This window comes from Paraburkholderia sp. BR10937 (genome assembly GCF_040965695.1).
Taxonomy (GTDB): domain Bacteria; phylum Pseudomonadota; class Gammaproteobacteria; order Burkholderiales; family Burkholderiaceae; genus Paraburkholderia.
Genome location: NZ_JBFRCL010000008.1, coordinates 82775 through 100325, shown reverse-complemented (window position 1 = coordinate 100325; position 17551 = coordinate 82775). Strand labels below are relative to the sequence as shown.

13 protein-coding genes and 1 pseudogene are annotated in these 17551 nt (G+C 61.6%); 4 read left to right on the top strand and 10 right to left on the bottom strand.

Features of this window, described 5'->3' with window-relative positions; translation table 11 throughout:
- Positions 1-23: 23 nt before the first annotated feature.
- Both AB4Y44_RS09170 and AB4Y44_RS09165 read right to left on the bottom strand, forming a co-directional pair.
- Positions 24-1493, bottom strand: coding sequence for a PAS domain S-box protein (locus AB4Y44_RS09170; protein ID WP_342920903.1), 1470 nt, complete (start codon positions 1491-1493; stop codon positions 24-26).
- Positions 1476-1868: pseudogene (locus AB4Y44_RS09165) on the bottom strand (PAS domain S-box protein); the annotation flags it as partial. The gene AB4Y44_RS09170 and the pseudogene AB4Y44_RS09165, both read right to left, overlap by 18 nt.
- A gap of 428 nt (positions 1869-2296) precedes the next feature.
- On the opposite strand from AB4Y44_RS09165, the gene AB4Y44_RS09160 reads away from it, so the two are divergent.
- Positions 2297-2686, top strand: coding sequence for a response regulator (locus AB4Y44_RS09160; RefSeq protein ID WP_342920789.1), 390 nt, complete (start codon positions 2297-2299; stop codon positions 2684-2686).
- Positions 2687-2747: 61 nt separating this feature from the next.
- Here AB4Y44_RS09160 and AB4Y44_RS09155 read toward each other — a convergent pair whose 3' ends face one another.
- Positions 2748-3365: a response regulator gene (locus tag AB4Y44_RS09155; protein ID WP_342920904.1), complete on the bottom strand. Its 618-nt coding sequence runs from the start codon at positions 3363-3365 to the stop codon at positions 2748-2750.
- A gap of 588 nt (positions 3366-3953) precedes the next feature.
- Here AB4Y44_RS09155 and AB4Y44_RS09150 point away from each other — a divergent pair.
- The 3 genes from AB4Y44_RS09150 to AB4Y44_RS09140 all read left to right on the top strand — a co-directional run bounded on the left by AB4Y44_RS09150 (position 3954) and on the right by AB4Y44_RS09140 (position 7495).
- Positions 3954-4142, top strand: coding sequence for a hypothetical protein (locus AB4Y44_RS09150; RefSeq protein WP_342920790.1), 189 nt, complete (start codon positions 3954-3956; stop codon positions 4140-4142).
- 157 nt (positions 4143-4299) lie between these two features.
- Positions 4300-5991, top strand: coding sequence for an aspartate-alanine antiporter (gene aspT, locus AB4Y44_RS09145; protein ID WP_342920791.1), 1692 nt, complete (start codon positions 4300-4302; stop codon positions 5989-5991).
- Positions 5992-6115: 124 nt separating this feature from the next.
- A complete protein-coding gene (locus AB4Y44_RS09140; protein ID WP_342920792.1) occupies positions 6116-7495 on the top strand; it encodes a glutamate decarboxylase in 1380 nt (459 codons plus the stop codon).
- A gap of 82 nt (positions 7496-7577) precedes the next feature.
- Here the strand turns inward: AB4Y44_RS09140 and AB4Y44_RS09135 are convergent, their stop codons facing one another.
- From AB4Y44_RS09135 to AB4Y44_RS09105, 7 genes are all read right to left on the bottom strand, one after another.
- A complete protein-coding gene (locus tag AB4Y44_RS09135) occupies positions 7578-9065 on the bottom strand; it encodes an MdtP family multidrug efflux transporter outer membrane subunit (RefSeq protein WP_368699279.1) in 1488 nt (495 codons plus the stop codon).
- On the bottom strand, positions 9062-11188 hold the full coding sequence (locus AB4Y44_RS09130; RefSeq protein ID WP_368699278.1) for an FUSC family protein: 2127 nt from the start codon (positions 11186-11188) through the stop codon (positions 9062-9064). Before AB4Y44_RS09130 ends, AB4Y44_RS09135 begins: the two co-directional genes overlap by 4 nt.
- A 9-nt stretch (positions 11189-11197) precedes the next feature.
- Positions 11198-12256, bottom strand: coding sequence for a multidrug transporter subunit MdtN (mdtN, locus tag AB4Y44_RS09125; RefSeq protein ID WP_342920795.1), 1059 nt, complete (start codon positions 12254-12256; stop codon positions 11198-11200).
- A 19-nt stretch (positions 12257-12275) separates the two neighbouring features.
- Positions 12276-12563, bottom strand: a complete 288-nt coding sequence (locus AB4Y44_RS09120; protein WP_342920796.1) for a YtcA family lipoprotein — start codon at positions 12561-12563, stop codon at positions 12276-12278.
- Between the two features lie 429 nt (positions 12564-12992).
- Positions 12993-13433, bottom strand: coding sequence for a hypothetical protein (locus AB4Y44_RS09115; RefSeq protein ID WP_342920797.1), 441 nt, complete (start codon positions 13431-13433; stop codon positions 12993-12995).
- A gap of 241 nt (positions 13434-13674) precedes the next feature.
- A complete protein-coding gene (locus tag AB4Y44_RS09110; RefSeq protein ID WP_342920798.1) occupies positions 13675-14628 on the bottom strand; it encodes a 3-hydroxyacyl-CoA dehydrogenase NAD-binding domain-containing protein in 954 nt (317 codons plus the stop codon).
- A gap of 307 nt (positions 14629-14935) precedes the next feature.
- On the bottom strand, positions 14936-17536 hold the full coding sequence (locus AB4Y44_RS09105; protein ID WP_342920799.1) for an ATP-binding protein: 2601 nt from the start codon (positions 17534-17536) through the stop codon (positions 14936-14938).
- Positions 17537-17551 lie beyond the last annotated feature (15 nt).

Genomic DNA, 17551 nt, shown 5'->3' with positions numbered 1-17551 from the left:
TCTCCTCTCTTTCGTGTTCGGCTTCAGATTGTGTTCTTGACGCCCAGCGTGAAAAAGAACGTCGCGCCCTCCTCCGGAGCAGACTCGACCCAGATCTGGCCGCCGTGCTGTTCGACGATCCGCTTGCAAAGCGCCAGGCCAATCCCGGTGCCTGGATACTCTGCGCGCGTGTGCAGGCGTTGAAAGACCAGAAAAATCCGTTCGAAGTATTGCGGATCGATGCCGATTCCGTTGTCCTTGACCCAGAATAGCCACCCCTCGCCCTGACGCTTCGCACCCACGTCGATCCGTACAGGGCGTGACTTGTCACGGAACTTGACGGCGTTGCCGATGAGATTCTGGAACAGAAGCGTAAGGTGCGTCGGAATCGCCACCAGGGTAGGCAACGTTTCCTTCCTCACCTCGGCGCCGCTTTCCTCCATCATGACGCTCAGGCTCTTGAGCGCCTGATCGAGTATCTGCGCGCAGTCAGTCAACTGGCGGGCGTCATCGGAGCGGCCAACCCTGGAATAGGCGAGCAGATCGTTAATGAGCGCCTGCATCCGCGTCGCGCCGTCGACCGCGTGTGTAATGAATTCATCGGCGCGGTTATCCAGTTGCCCCTTGTATCGCATCTGCAGCATCTGCAAGGGGCCGGCGACTGCTCGCAGGGGTTCCTGCAGGTCGTGCGAAGCCAGGTAGGCAAATTGTTCGAGGTCCTTGTTCGAGCGGGCCAATTCGTCGGTTTTTCTAAGCAACTCATCTTCCGCGTGCTTGCGCGCCGTGATGTCGACCACGGCTGCGAGGACAAATTTCCCTTCGTCGGTCGACAGCGGATTCAGGCCGATCTCGACGGGAAATTCCGAGCCGTCCTTGCGCAACCCGTAGAGGTCACGGCCGGCTCCCATGGGGCGGCTCGTCAGATTGCTGTAGAACGACGCGCGATACTCCGGGTGGTGCGCACGGAAACGTTCCGGGACGAGCGCTTCGATGCTTTGCCCGATCAACTCGTTGCGCGGGTAGCCAAAGAGCTTCTCCGTTTGCGCGTTCACGAGAACGATCCGGCCATCGTGGTCCACCATCACCATTGCGCTAGGCGCCGCTTCCACCACCTGCCGGAAGCGCTCCTCCAGACGCCTGCGCTCGGTAATGTCGACGACGGCGGCCAGCACGAACGTGCCTTCGTCGGTCGAGACGGGATTGAGGCCGATTTCGACGGGAAACTCCGAACTGTCCTTGCGCCGCGCGTATAGATCCCTGCCCGCCCCCATCGGACGGGTCTTCAGGTCGCTATAGAACGCGTCACGATAGTCCGGGTGGCGCGAGCGGAAACGTTCGGGAACGAGTACTTCGATGCTCTGGCCAACCAGTTCATTGCGCGGATAGCCGAATAGTTTTTCAGTCTGCGCATTCACGAGGACGATCCGGCCATCGCGATCGAGCATCACCATCGCGTTAGGCGCCGCTTCCACGACCTGCCGGAAACGTTCCTCCTGCCTCCTGCGCTCGGTGATGTCGACGACGGCCGCGAGGACGAACGTGCCTTCGTCGGTTGAGACTGGATTGAGTCCTATTTCAACGGGGAATTCGGAGCCGTCATTACGCATTGCGTAGAGATCGCGGCCGGTCCCCATCGGGCGGCTCCGCATGTCGGTGTAGTATGCGCTCCGGAAACCCGGATGACCGGATCGGAAACGCTCGGGCACGAGCGCTTCGATACCTCTCGCCATCAATTCTTCGCGCGCATAACCGAACAGCTTCTCCGCCTGCGCATTCACGAGAACGATCTTGCCGGCACGGTCCACCATCACCATGGCGTTGGGAGCCGCCTCCACGACTTGCCGAAAGAGCTCGTTAGTCAGGCCGCTCAGTTCTTTGCGTTGCTCCATCTGACCTCCTGGCAAGAATTCTCGTTTTCAAGGTTGGAGCGTACGGCCGGCGGTGCACTGCCCTGGACCGCACCACCCGATCGTCAGACCGACTTCGCGAGTCGAGGCCTCGCGGGTTCCGTGTAGTTCTCGTTTCGCGACAGGGCATGGTTTTTATACTAGCAAACGCGTCGCACGCTGCAAGGATGCTGCCTTCCCAACGTGCCTTACGACTCATTTCCGCTACGGCTTCACAGACGTGAAAAGCGGCAACACTCGGAGCACGCGTACCCTCAGAAGACAAGTATTCGGCAAATGCCTGGCACTCCATCACGTGCGCTACATACATCCGTATTATTCCGGTTCCGGCATGCACGTACTATTCTTCGCAATGCGCTGTCGATCTCATCCGCACACCTTCCTTCTTCTCGACGATCGGGGTCCTTCTCGTGGATACGTCTGAGGTAGTTACGATCGTTGACGACGATGAGGCAGTCCGTATCGCGACTGCGAACCTCGTTCGTTCGTTGGGCTGGAACGTACGCACCTTCGCATCTGCCGAGGAGTTCCTCGAATCCGGACACGTGGAAGACACCGCCTGCCTGATTTCCGACGTACGAATGCCCGGCATGTCCGGTGTCGCGCTGCACGCCCGGCTTCGTAGCCAGGGAAATGCACCACCCACCATTTTTATCACCGCGTTTCCAACTCCCGACCTGCACGCCGAAGTCATTGAAAATGGCGCACTGGTCTTGCTCGAGAAACCCGTTGCAGCCGACGACGTGGTGCGCTGGCTCGGCCTCGCGTTGAAGGAGCCGCCGCCGCAAGGCAATCTGTAATCGCCCGCTGGCGCACCCGTCCCCGCACGATTCTGCCAGGACGTCGGTAACAGGGCAACGATCAGGAAGGTCCGTCCACTTGCGGTTTGAGGCCAAGTGCTTCCGCCTTTCTGACAAGATCCGGAACGGAGTGCGCAGCCAGTTTTCTCATTGCGTGTCCTCGATGAATCTTGACGGTGACTTCGCTGAGTTTCATCTGCGCAGCGATTTGCTTGTTCATCAGGCCCGAGATGACATAGCGGACGACCTCCTGTTCGCGAATGGTCAACGAAGCAAAGGCAGTGCGCAGCGCGACAAGTGCCTGTTCGGCCCGCACACGCTCTCCGTCGCGCGCCAGTGCGTCGGTAACGGCGTCGAGAATTTCCTGGTCCCGAAACGGCTTGGCGAGAAAATCGAAGGCACCGGCTTTCATGGCTCTGACCGACATCGCAACGTCGGCGTATCCGGTCATGAAAACAATCGGCATCCGGATTTCGCTTTTCGCAAGCTCCTTCTGAAATGCAAGCCCCGTTTCGCCTTGCAGCCTCACATCGAGAATCAGGCAGCTCGGCACAGCCTTCTTCGGGAACGCCAGAAACTCGCGGCAGGCTGAGAAAGTCTCCACATGCAATCCGGCCGAGCGCAGGAGAGCGTTAAGTGCGATTCGCACCGCTTCATCGTCGTCGATTACGTACACCATCGACGGCGGACCATCAGACGCGCCCTTCGTCGAAGTCAAGCCAGATCCTGAACTCAACGGCTTCTCCTAATTTCAGGTCTTTCGTTCGGCCCCTCTCGGCCGATTGTTGCCGCCCTATTCTGATTGCGGCCAAATGGGGCATCGGAGATTTAGAAGCTTTTTGAAAGCTTGCGCGGGCGAGTCGAACGACGCCCGACAAATAGCGACGAGTGAAAAATACCGCAGCGGCTGCGTATCGGCAAACGTGCATGTGGTTGCCCGATTAAGGCGTTGGTCCAGGACGACTATATCTTCGTATAGCCAACGCGAGTAGTGCGTATTCACTCGCCCTCAGCGAACGACTTCGCGCTTCCTGACGACCTCCTTCGCACCACTCCCGCCGTTTCCCTGGCGGCGCCAGCATCCAGATGACCCGAGCATACCCCTGTATGAACCGCTCACGCGAATGAAGAACCACGCCACCCGTTCGTACGATGGTTTTTCTCTCCTTGCACGCGTACCTTTGGTGTCATCGACGGAAAGAACTTGAGCTTCCACCACCGCACAGTCGATGACCTCATGATATCCAGTAACTATCAGGAGTCCACGATGTTCAGTACGCTACATACATGGATTTCTGTGGGCAGCAACGCGTATGTCGAGTACACGTTCGTCCCGTGGCTCAACAAGAGCGTCTATCGCAAAACCGTCGATCTCAACGTGATCTGTGTTCAGCAGGTCAGCCATGCCGCCCACGATCCGCATGTGGCATCTGAGGCCGGGCAGCGGCTTCTATGACGCCCCCGTGACAAGTGACGCAGAAGTCGGCGGAGAACGTGATCACCGCCACCGCAATCGAAGTGAGCGCACAAATGTTCTCGATATTTTACTTAGGAATGCAACATTGTTTTCTTTTCATTGACTTCTTGAAGCACATGCTACGGAGGATCACAAAATGAACTGGCTGGTATTAACGCTGCGCAGCCATCCTGAGATAGCGATCTTTATGTCGCTAGGGATCGGATATTGGGTGGGGGGAAAGAGTTATCGGGGCTTCAGTCTCGGCGCCGTCACCTCGACGTTGCTTGCCGCCATCGCCATCGGACAGCTAGGCATTCCCATCTCCGCTAACGTCAAGTCGATATTCTTTTTGATGTTCCTCTTTGCCGTAGGTTACGGAGTCGGACCGCAGTTCGTCAGAGGCATCGCCAAGGATGGCATTCCTCAGGCGCTCTTCTCGGTTGTCCAGTGCGTCCTGTGTCTTGCCGCTCCCATTGCCGCCGCCAAAATCGCTGGTTACGGCGTCGGTTCCGCCGCCGGCCTACTCGCTGGCTCACAGACCATTTCGGCGTCGATGGGGCTGGCGACGGACGCCATCGGCCGTCTCGGACTACCGGCCTCGCAAACGAAGGCGTTGCTCGATGCCATGCCGACCGCCTATGCCGTGAGCTATATTTTTGGCACGGTCGGCTCCGCCATCATCCTCGCCCAACTCGGCCCGAAGCTCCTGCGGATCGATCTCGTCAAGGCCTGCAAGGAATACGAAGCCAGCCTCGGCGGTACACAGCAGATCGTCAGCGCGGGTAGCGCGTGGCACCAATACGAACTGCGCGCGTTTCGCATTGCGAGCGAGAGCCCTTTCGTCGGTCTGACCGTCCGCCAGGTCGAAGCCCTGGAGGCCGAGGGCATGCGTCTGTTTATCGAACGTATCCGACGCGGTACCGCAATCGAGGAAGCAAGGCTCGACTATGTCCTGGCAACGGGTGACGTCGTGGCCGTCGCCGGGCGCCGCGACCAGCTCGTCTCCACGCTGGGCACGAACGGAGCCGAGATCGACGACGCCGAACTCCTCGCGGTTCCTGCCGAGGGAGTCGATGTCTATGTCTCCGCAAAGGACGTCGACGGCCAGACGCTCCAGCAACTGTCCACGCTTCCCGCAGCGCGAGGCGTCTTCATCCGCAAGATCAAGCGCGGCCCGACCGAGACGCCGATCCCCGTGCTTCCGAGCACGCAGCTTCACCGCGGCGACACGATCACGCTTGTGGGCCGGACCCAGGACACGACCGCAGCAGCCAAAGCACTGGGCACGCTCGACCGGGCGACCAATGCGGCAGACGTTGCCTTTGTCGGGCTCGCGATCACGATCGGTGCGCTTGTTGGCGCGATCACCATCAATATCGGTGCCGTTCCGCTGACACTCTCCACGGCGGGCGGCGCATTGATCGCCGGCATCGTGTTCGGTTGGCTCCGTGCCATCCACCCGACGTTCGGACGTGTCCCCGAGCCGACAATCTGGTTCATGAACTCAGTAGGACTGAATGTGTTCATTGCCGTGGTAGGTATTACGGCCGGACCGGGTTTCGTGCTCGGCCTGAAGCAACTCGGCGTCAGCCTCTTTCTGTGGGGCATCTTGGCGACCGCAGTCCCGCTGATTCTAGGCATGTTCATCGCGAAGTACGTGTTCAGGTTCCATCCCGCAATCGTGCTGGGTTGTTGCGCCGGCGCCCGCACGACAACGGCAGCCTTGGGGATGATTTGCGACGCCGCGAGAAGCCAGGTTCCAGGGCTTGGTTACACCGTCACCTATGCGGTCGGCAATACGCTGCTGACGATCTGGGGCATGGTCGTCGTCATGATACTCAAGTAGTACCCACAGCCCCGTGCGCATTCAATGAAGCGCGCGCGGCGTGTCCTGTCACGCCGTTCCAGCAATTGCATTACCCGGCATAGCGCATCTTGCCGATGGCATGTTCAACCCCAGGAGATAGTCAATGGCTACGCCAATTGCAGCAGTGTCGTCGTATGAAGAGTTCAATATCAACGTTCCGGAAAACGAGTTTCCACAACACGGCATCGCTGCGCGGGCAGCAGAGGCACTCGTCCTCAGTCAGGAATGGACCGACACGAACCCGATGCTGAACATGTCGTCGTTCGTCACGACCTTTGCCGAGCCTGAAGCGGTCGAGATCGCCAAGCGAAACATGTTCAAGAACTATATCGACCACGACATGTATCCGCAGCTTTTCGCCATGGAAACGCGCATGGTGAGATGGCTGCACCAGCTCTGGAATGGACCGGAGGGCGTCGAACCGTACGGCACCGCAACGGTCGGCTCATCGGAAGCGTGCATGCTCGCCGGTCTCGCCCACAAATGGAACTGGCGCCAGAAGCGGGAACGGGACGGCAAGGACGCCACACGCCCCAATATGGTAACGGGCGGCAACGTCCAGATCGTCTGGAAGAAGTTCCTGCGCTATTTCGACGTCGAACCGCGGATCGTTCCGCTCAAGCCCGGTAACTATCGGCTAACGGCGGACGAACTGGAGAAGTACGTAGACGAAAATACGATCGCTGTCGTTGCCATCGCCGGGCAGACCTTCACCGGCGAGGACGACGACATCCAGGGGATTCACGACTGGCTCGACGCTTATGAAGCAAGGACTGGCATTTCGATTCCGATGCATATCGACGGCGCGTCGGGCGGCTTCGTCAACCCGTTCCTCTATCCGGACTATCGCTGGGACTTCCGGCTGCCTCGCGTTCAGTCGATCAACGCTTCGGGGCACAAGTACGGGCTCACGCCGCCGGGACTGGGCTGGGTGATCTTCCGTGAACGCAGCGTGTTCAACGAGGATCTGGTGTTCTACGTGAACTACCTCGGCGGCGAAATGCCGACGGCCACGCTGAACTTCAGCCGCAACGCCTTCCAGATCGCCGTTCAGTACTATCAGTTCCTGCGCCTGGGTTTCGACGGGTATCAGCGGATCATGCGCCAGACGTTGGACAACGCCATCGCCTTGCGTCAGACACTCGTCGACAGCGGCTATTTCACCATCATGAACGAGGAGCAGCGCATTCCGGTAGTGGCCGTCACGCTCGACAAGAGCGTCACGAAGTTCAACGAATTCGATGTGTCCAACAAGGTCCGTGAAAAGGGCTGGGTGCTTTCCGCGTATTCGATGCCGGCCAATGCCGAGGAAGTCAAGAGCCTGCGCGTGGTGGTCCGCCCGCACATCAATCACAATGTGGCGCAGATGCTGGCGCGTGACATCGTCAATGCGTGCAAGTACCTCGAGACTCACGGCGGCAGCGCGACCGCGCCGAAGCTGCACCAGCACCTGCCGGAGAACAGGTCGCCGGCCAAGTGCTGACTTGTCCGACCTTTCACTGATTGCTTACCTTTGGCGCCCCGGGCTCGGTTTCCTCGGGGCGCACTGCACTGACACCAGGGCCTCAACGAGGCTTCAGTTCGACGGGCGCATCGGCGCGATAGCCACCGCCCAGTGCCTTCGTCAACGCGACCTCCTGACTGAGCACCTGCCCGTTCAGCGCGAGCAGTGCGACCTGCTCGGCAATCACCGGCTGGCGCGCCTCGAGCGCCGCGAGCTGGCTGGTCAGTCCGCGCTGCCAGGATGCTTCGACACTGTCTCTCGTGAACGTCACCGATTCGATGCGCTGTTTTTGCAAATCGGTTTCGGCGTCGAGCGCCTGCAAACGGCTACCCGTCAGCGCGACATCGCGAACCGCATTGAGGACGGCCTGGTTGTACTGCTCGATCAACAGGTTGCTCCCCTGGCGCGCGCCGCTCAAGTTCGCATTGAGCATGCCGCCATCGAAGATCGGCAGGTACAGGCCCGGAATCAGGTTGATCTGGCGGCTTGCGTGCGTGAACAGATCGGCGAGATGCAAGGCGTTGTAGCCGAAAAACGCCTTGATGTCGAAACTCGGATAGAAGGCGGCCTTGGCCGAGTCGATCCGGTCGAAAGACGACTGCACATACCAGCGCATGGCCTGCAAGTCGGGGCGCCGGGCGAGAAGCTCATAGGAGAGCGTCGCCGGCAAGGCAGCCTGCGAGGCCGGCAGTGCAACGGGCCTGATCTCCGGCAAGCCGTCGGGCCCCGCGCCAGCCAGCGCCCGCAACGATTCCCGAAACTGCTTGATCTGCGCCTGCGTGGATACGATCTGCCGTTCGATGGCCAACTGCTGCGCACGGGCCTCTTCGAACTGCGTACGGGGCTCGAGGCCACGCGCCGCGCGCGCCTCATGCGCCTGCACCGAAAACTGCGCGATCTCGTGTGATTCGTTCAATAGATCGACAAGCTGGTAATTCGTCTGGATACCAAAATAGATCTGCGCGACATCGGTCGATATTTCGAGTTCAACCGCCGATGTCTCGGCAAGCCTCGCGTTCGTCACGCCAATCGAAGCCGCAATCTGCGCGCGCTGCTTTCCCCAAATGTCGACGTTCAGGCTCGCGCCCAGTCCGACGACGCCCTCCGTGTACCACGGGCCCGTGAGACCCAACGCCGGCTCGTTCTGCGCGAACGGCCCGAGAAAACCGTTCGCCGAGACATGCTCGCGATCGAGCAAGGCAATCGCACTGACTTGCAGGCTCGATCCCGTCCTGACAAGGTCCACGTCAGACTTCGCCTGCGCCACGCGAGTGCGCGCGATCACCATCGTCGGGGCATTGGCGAGCGCCTGGTCGATCAGCGCGTCGAGCTGCGCGTCGTTGTAGCGCGTCCACCAGCGGGCGGCGGGCCAGCCGTCGCGCGCGAGATGAATATCGTTCGCGAGACTGATCTGCGTGGGCGGTATCTCGGTATACGGCGGGCTGTCATGGCGAATTAGCGCGCAGCCCGGCAGCATAGACGCCATCCACGCGATGCACAGGCAGCGTCGGCGCCACGACACGCCTCGCCGATGCGCCCGCGCGTTCATGATCGCAAGGCCTGTGACGATGGCGTCGCGGCGGGCTCCTGGAGGCCGGCGTCAGCAGCCCATTCCGGCAACCCCGCGACCTGGCGCACCAGGTCGTCCGCGGCCTCGATGAGTGGTCCGCCGGTCGCGAGCGCCGGTTCGCCGGCTTGCGCGACGATCTCGATGCGTCGCGGTGCGCGGGCTACCGGTGGATTCGCCGCCAGTTCCTCCGCATATCGCGCAAGCTCGGCTGATGCCTGGTCCCGGGCCGAACGCACGGCTTCGGCGGTTCCTGGGTCGGACAATTCGGCCTGCGCCGACAGCGTACGCAGCGCATCGCCCGCCAGCATGATCTCGCGCCCCTGTGCGAGAACGGTTTGCGCGCGCAGCGTCAGTTGCGGCTGGTCGGTTTCCCGCCAGTCGGGCTCGAGTGCGACACGGGAGAGCGTCGCCTCACAATCGGCCAGCACGGCCCACGCCTGCAATTGGCGCTGCGCATAGGGTAATTCGTCGTGACCGGTCACGCCGGTTTGCGGCGGGCGCAATTGAGCTGCGATCGCTCGCAGCATGGTGGCGAGCTTCTGCCGCAGCAGATCGCCCTCGCCTTCCCGCCAGAACGACATCTGCACGAAGGTCGCCACGCCAACGCCCAGCAGGATGCCCACCATGCGGTCGCGGATTTCCGTGAGATTGATGACTGGGCCGAATCGCGCGAGCAATGCCAGCGAAAAGGTGAACACCAGCTGAATGCCGGCGTAGCCGATTCGCTCCGAGCCGGCCGCAATCCACGCCCCGAACGCGATGACGGGCAGCGTCATCAGCATCAGACCTGTTATTTCGTCGAGGCGCGGTACGACGAACACGACCATGAACAACGCGAGCGCACTGCCGATCGCGGCCCCGGCGAGCCGCAGCAATGCACGTTGTGCCGATGCGCCGAGGCTTGGCAGCGCGACGATCAGGCAGGTCAGCATGATCGTATGGGCGCCTTGCCAATCTGCGGCGTTGTAGAACACGTAACAGATCAACACCGCGAGCAGCGTCTTCAGTGAGAAGCGTGCATAGGCCGGGTTGGTCCACGCGTCGGACGCGACCATCGGTTCGCTCGGAGCGGAAGCGCCTGGCGTCGCGCTGCTCGCGAGGAGATCGGCGTAGGCGTGCAGCGCCCGCTGCAATTCCGCGGCTGCAGGAATCGTGTCGGCGGCGTTGCGTTCAACGACGGTGGCGGTGCTCACGTAACGATACGGCTCGCCCAGTGCCACCGATTCGTCGAGCGCGCGGACGTTCGCTTGCAGTTCGCGCAGCATCTTCAGTTGTGCCGCCGACGCGCCTCGCCACTCTTGCGGCAGCTCGCTGGCCGCGCGATAAAGACGCGATACCGTCGCGATACATGCAAGCTGCGTCGCCTGATGCTCGCGATAGCGGGCGTCGCGCATCGTCGCGAATCGCAGCAGTTTTTGCAGCGTCAGCGCGCCTTGCTGGACGTCCGCCGACGTGAGGGGCGTAAGCGGCACATTGCTCGCGCCGCCCTCGATCAGCTGCACGAGCCGGACATCGAGCGCCTCGAGTTGCCGATGAATCTCCGCCTTGAGTTGCAACTGCGGTTCCGCGGGCAACAGCAGCGTATTGACCAGCAGCGTCAGCGCGATTGGATAGTTGACGGCCACCCACACCCACAATACTGCGCGGATCAGCAGGTCGGCCTGGTCGGTCCGATCGACGAAGCTCTGCACGTAGATGACGACAATGGCGACAATGAAGAACACCACACCGATCTTCAGCACGCGAATGAGGTACGCGCTGCAAAAGAACACCAGACTCGCAATGACGATGCGCAGCAACGGATAGTCGTACGTGAACTTCAGCAGCAGGATCGACAGGCCGATGCCGAGCGTGGACCCCAGAATGAACATGATGCCGACGAGCCGCGTGAACACCACGTTCGACTGCGTGACGTAAAACACCACCAGCAGCGACAACGCAAGTTCGGGCACTTCGAGCGCCATCGACACGACGATCACGATCGCGCTCGTCAGCATGCAGCGCAGCGTCACGTTCATCCGCCCGGGGAACGTCGCTAGCTCCTGTTTCAGGAACGCGCCGGCATCGCGCAGCGTGTCGGGCAGGTAGTCGGCAGCGGCCATCCGTGCTCCTCAATGGCCTTCGCCGTGATTGCCGCGACCAGGCCGCAACACGGCCACGGCTGACGTGCCGACGCGAAACAGCTCCGGGTTCGGATTGCCCACGAGGATCTTCACCGGGAAGCGCTGCGACACGTGCACCCAGTTCAGCGTGCGTTCGATGTGCGGCAAACCGCCTGGCAGGGCAAGGCCGGCCTCCTCCGAAGCGATGCCGTAGCCGATCGAGTCGACTACGCCGTGAAAGCGCTGCCCCGTGTCGCTCATCAGGTAGACGATGGCGGCCGTGCCTGCGCGCACTCCCTTGAGTTCGGTCTCGCGAAAGTTCGCGACCACATACCAATGGCGCGTGTCGATCAACGTGAAGACCGGTTTGAGTGTGGAGGCGAACTGCCCCGTCGATGTCTTCAGCGAGACGACGCGTCCGTCGAATGGTGCGCGCACCGTTGCATATTCGAGGTGCAGTTCGGCAATCGCGATCTCTGCCATGATGACAGCACGCTGCGCGACCAGCGCGTCCACTCCGCTCACCGCCGCTGCCGCCTGCTGGGCCTGTAACTGCGCGGCGCTGAGTTCGGCCTCGGTTGCGCGCTGCGCCGTGCGTGCGCGGTCGACATCTTCTGCCGACACATAGCCGTGCGAGAGCAGCGGCTCCATCCTGTGTAAGGTGTCCGACGCCTGATTCGCCGCGGCACGGGAGCGTTCGACCGCCGCGCGCACCGACTGCGCGTTGTACTGCTGCGCGTTCACTGTGCGCTGGGTCAACTCGATCTGCCGATCGAGCGCGACGAGCGATGCCTTGCCTCGAGCCAGTGCATCCTCGTACGGACGCGGATCGATGCGGAACAGCAAATCCCCCTGCTTTACCGCCTGGTTGTCGCGCACCGCCAGTTCGACGATGCGGCCGTTGACCTCGGGCACGACGTCGATCGTATCCGCGTAGACATAGGCATCGTCGGTGCGAGGCGAGCGGTCCAGCAGCCGGATCACGAAGACGAGCAGCAACAGCGTCGCCACGACCAGGAGAACTGCCGGCCATGCCTTCTTCCTGGTCTTGCTCACACCTGTCGCCATTAGCTCACCTGAAGCGGAATCAATATTGGAACAACGCCAGCCAGAGGGCGAGTGACAGGAACGCGACCAGCGTGGGATACACCACGGCAGCGGGCGCAAGCAGGTGGTTCGCTGCGAAGCGCTTCAGAACCAGATAGATGACGACCGTCAGCACGACGCCCGCGATGATGCAAAACAGCCAGTCGGGAAAGTAAGCGCCGAGCACGTTGAGCGAGGGCGAATAGTTTGCGCACCCTGACATGAATGCCGTTGCCGTCACGGCTGCGCCGATTGTGCACGTCGGAACGCCGCCCGTGATGAGTGGCATGTGTCACTCCAAAGTTATCGATTCCGCTCACATTCACGTTACGCTTCACAGCCGCCGTGGCACGTGCGCCCCGGATTTTGTCCCGGGGTGACGCGCCACGATATCCAGTGTCCTCATTGCGCCGCTTTCGTTACGGACGTTTGCGCGCCGTCCTGCACGGGATCACACGCGTCATCGTCGCGCGCGCGAGCGAGCGGAAGGTGGATCGATGCGTCTTCGTCGCCCACTGCCTGCACATCGCCCGGTCGCCATGCAGTGCGATATATCTCGACGACATAGTCGCGGGCGTCGCACTGCTCGTTGAACAATCGTTCATAGAACCCTCGGTGTCGTTCGTGCGCCGACATATCCAGAACCCAGCACACTGCCAGCACAAGCAACGCCCATACGAATCGCTCGGTAAGTCTCATTCCAAACGCCCCTGACCTGTCAGAGCGACGTGGCCCGCGTGCCATTCTCGTGGGGCGGTGCACAGGCGAAAACCAGAAAAACGAGCTTGCCGCCGCAGTCGACCAGCGAGATCAGCGGGATCCACATCGCATCGGCGAACGCAAGCGGAAGCCTGGAGCCGAGTGCCAGAATGCTGACGCCGCAGAGAAACGCGAAAATTTCGCGAGCGAAGCGGACATTCATGACCACGGCGAGTCCAGCGATAACCACGATAAGGTTGGCGGCAATGGCGGAAGCAAAGTCCGAGTTGCCGTTTCCCGTGACGAAGTCCAGCGCCGTCTCAACCAGCGACCACCAGCAGATCAGAAGCGTCGCGATCATCAGAGCGTGACCCGCGGGCGGCTGGACGCCACCGTGCACGACGTGCTCCGAAGTCGCATGGATTAGGAATTCAAAGTCATTTTCGGCTTGCCTGAACATTTCCCGCCTCTTCGCGTCGCACCTTCGTTCTCGAACCGGCGCCAGTGAGCGGGGCATCGAAAGCGAGCCGCGAAACTGTACCGTCCACGCTTGCAAGGTAGCCCGGCAACGCGAAGAAATCTATTGTACGAACGGGTCGGTGGTCCTGACTCGCTGTTTGCCCGACTCATCCTTTGGTATAGGGGCCGGCGCAGAACACGAACGAACGGAGGAAACAGCGCTTATCGGGCACACGCATTTTTCATGAGGTGCTTGCCTCAGAGTCCGCACCCTGGCGCAGTTTCAGCAGGTCAAGCAACATGCGCTCGCATTGCGCCGTGAGGTCGCCAACAGACTGGCCCGCTGCCTCGCGCCGCGCACCGTCGATGATCGCCTGCTGCATATTCGGCGTCAGTTCGGGCGACCCCAGCGATTTCCACCACGCGGTCATCGGTCCGGTGAACTGATCGAGGAAATTCTCGATGCCGCCTTTTCCGCCGCCGAGATGAAACAGCATGGTCGGCCCCATCAATCCCCATCGCAGTCCGGGGCCATGACACACTGCGGTATCGGCATCCGCCACGCTCACCACGCCCTCCGCCACGAGATGCACCATCTCCCGCCACAACGCTGCCTGTAGCCGGTTTGCCACCAGACCCGGCACCTCCTTGCGAACACGGATGGTGCGCTTGCCAAGCGAGGTATAGAAGGCCGTGACCTTGTTGACGGTCTCCTCTGATGTCTCTTCGCCTGCAACGACTTCGACGAGCGGAATGAGATGCGGAAGATTGAACGGATGCCCGATCACGCAGCGTTGTGGATGGGATTTGCAACCCGCCTGGATGTTGCTCATCGTGAGGCCGGAGGAACTCGAAGCGATGGGTACGTCCGGTGGAAGGAGAATGTCCAGCCCTTCGTACATCGCGCGCTTCAAGTCGATCCGTTCGGGACCACTCTCCTGGACGAAACCAACGTCCGCCACGGCGCCCGGCAAGTCGCGCGTGAAGGTGAGACGAGAGCGCGACGCTCGGGGCGCGAGACCAAGCGCTTCGAGCGCCGGCCACGCCGCGTCGACATAGTGCTTCAAGCGCTGCCCGGCGTCCGGCCCCTGATCGAAGGCGACGACGTCGAGTCCTTTCGCGAGAAAGAATGCGGTCCAACTCGCGCCGATCACTCCCGTGCCAATCACCGCAACGCGGTTGATTTGCTTCGTCACTGAGACGTTCCTTATAGTCAGATGCGCAATACATGGCGTCACGAACGCGAGGGACCCCGTTGTCGCTCGCACGCCATGCTGGCGCCCAGCCTGGGTATTCAGGCAGAAGTTAATTCAATCTAGCAATGTCATGACGGCAAAACATTGGAGAATCCAACGAGAGTCTTTGTGCATTTCGACAATCGCGTCCCGCCGAGGCCGAACGGCTGCGAATGGACAAGCAGGAAGGGAAAATTGAACGGTCGTACGGCGCATCATCACGTCTGGCGAAGCGCCGGCACGAACCCGTTATTAATGTCAACGGACCCTAGGGGGCACAGTTCGGCAGCACGAACTGAAAGACTGCGCCATGCGGCGCATTCGGCCTTGCCCACAGATGTCCGCCATGGGCCTCGACGATCGACTTGCATATCGATAGTCCCATGCCCATACCGACGAGCTTCGTCGTAAAAAATGGCTCGAACAGCCGGTCGGACGTCGCCGGATCGAGCCCTGCGCCGGTGTCTTGCACGGCAACGCGGATACCGCCCATTTCCGCGGCCTGTGACGTGATCGTGAGCGCTTTCGGGTCGGGAGTCGCCGCGGCCATCGCTTCGATCCCGTTCATGATCAGGTTGAGCAGCACCTGCTGCAGTTGCACCGGGTCGCCGAATACGAATCCGATGTCCGGCGCCAGGTCGGTGCGAAGCGCCACGCCCTGCTCCTGCAGTTCGACCCGGGTCAGTGCCAGCACGTCCGCGATGGCGTGGTTGATGTCGACCTTCGTCAGTTGCGGCCCCGACTTCGATACGAGCGCGCGCAATCCGCGGATCACGTCGCTCGCGCGGTGTGCGTCGTGAACGATGCGGGCCATCGCGCCGCGCATGCTTTCGAGATCGGGATTCTCGCGGTTGAGCCAGTTCATGCATGCGGTGCCGTTGGCGGAGATCGCACCCAGCGGCTGATTGATTTCGTGGGCAATCGAAGCGACCAGCTGGCCCATGGTCGTCAGCCGGGCGATGCGCGAAAGTTCCGTTTGTGCATCCCGGAGCGCTTCCTCCGCACGCTTGCGCTCCGTGATGTCCATCACGGTGCCAATGAACTCCAGGGCCCCGGAGGCCGTGATTTCGGGCTGACCCACCACCTGCAGGTACCTGACGGCTCCGCCCGGGAGTTCGATGTGATGCTCATGCCGGAATCGCCGTCTTTCGCGTACGGCGCTTTCGAGCACCCGCTCGAACGACGTTCGTTCTTCAGGACGGATGCGCCCCAGGAACGACTCATACGACGCCTGCGCCTTCGTATCGAACCCAAAAATGCGCCGCAACTCTTCCGAAGAGGAAACATCACCGGTATCAGGCCGCCACCGCCAACTGCCCGTGTGGCTTATCTTTTGTGCCTCGTTCAGCGATGCCTCGCTCGCTCTGAGCGCCTCTTCGGCATCGCGCCGATCTGCGTTTTCGTGAACCAGCTCGGCATAGAGACGCGCGTTTTCCAGCGAGATCGCCGCCTGCGACGAAAGGAGTTCCAGCACCGCGATCCGGGCGGGCGGAAAAGCATGCGAGGCGAGACTGTTCTCGAGGTACAGCATGCCGATCAGCTCAGCCTGCTTGATCAGCGGCAGGCACAGGACGGACCGCACGGGTTTGTGCTTGAAGTAATCGTCGGCAGCCCGGGTGCCTCGCGTTCGCACGTCGTCGAGAATGGCGCGGTGCTTGCTGCGCGCGACCTGATCGAGGATCGATACCGGCGCCTTCCCCGACGTGACCGGCGCCCGCACGATGTGCACCCGGACGGCCCCGCGAACGACACTCGCCTCGGCTTCGGCCCGGAGTTTCCCTTCCCGAGGGAAAACCAGCAGCCCATAGTCCGCGCCAGCATGCTCGACGGCCAGCACCATCAGCGTTTCGATCAGCTTGTCGCTGACGATCTCGCTCGCGATGGCTTGAGACATCCTGACGACGGTGCCAAGATCGATCTGCTCGGTCGAAGCCTCTATTGTCGGCAGCATGGCGGCCGGCGCACGCTCGCGCAATTCAGGGTGCCGCACTTCGAACTCGGCAGCGGGCGCGACACCGGAGCCGCGCTGAACAGAATCGAGCGTTTCGATCTGGCCGGCGGCCTCCCATGCTACGAGGCACTTTTTAAGGTCGGCCTCCACCCCAGCGGCCGTTTGATAGCGCTCTTCGGCGGTCTTTGCCAGAAGCTTCATCAACACGGTCGAAATCTGCAGCGGCGCCCCAGTCGGACTATCGCTGGGCGAAATGGGCTGGCGCGCGACGTGGCAATGGATCAGTTCAATCGGATCCATCGTGACGAATGGCGGCGCACCGGTCAGGATTTCGTAGAGCGTGACGCCCAACGCGTAGAGATCGCTGCGCGAATCGATCGAGCGGTTCATCCGACCCGTCTGCTCGGGCGCCATGTATGCGAGCGTGCCAACGATGATTTCGGGCGGGTCGGGCAGCCGATGCTCACGCGGAAGCCGCGAAGCGATGCCGAACCCGGTCAGCCATGCGTGGCCGCGGACCATGTCCACCACGACATTCGCGGGCTTGATGTCGAGGTGCATCAGCCCTCGCTCATGCATGCGGTGAAGCGCCTGGGCAAGCGCGATGCCGACGCGCAGAAAGCTCGGGACGTCCAGCGGATGACCGATGAGTCGATCAAGCGGCTCGCCGCCCGGGTCCTCGAGCACCAGCGTCGTACGGCCTTCGGAGGTCGTCAGCCCGATCGGTCTCGCCGCCCAGTCGGAGTCCAGCTCGGACTCGAGTGCATATTCATGCTCGAGACGTTTGATCAGCGCTGCCCGTCCGGACGCAGCCGGCGTGACGAGCAGAACGGGGTTCAGCCCATCGCGTGTGCCGCGGCTCAGCGTGTATTCGCCGGTCCGCAGTGTCGTCAACTGATAAGCAGAGAGATCTACCATGTAGAGCGTACCCTG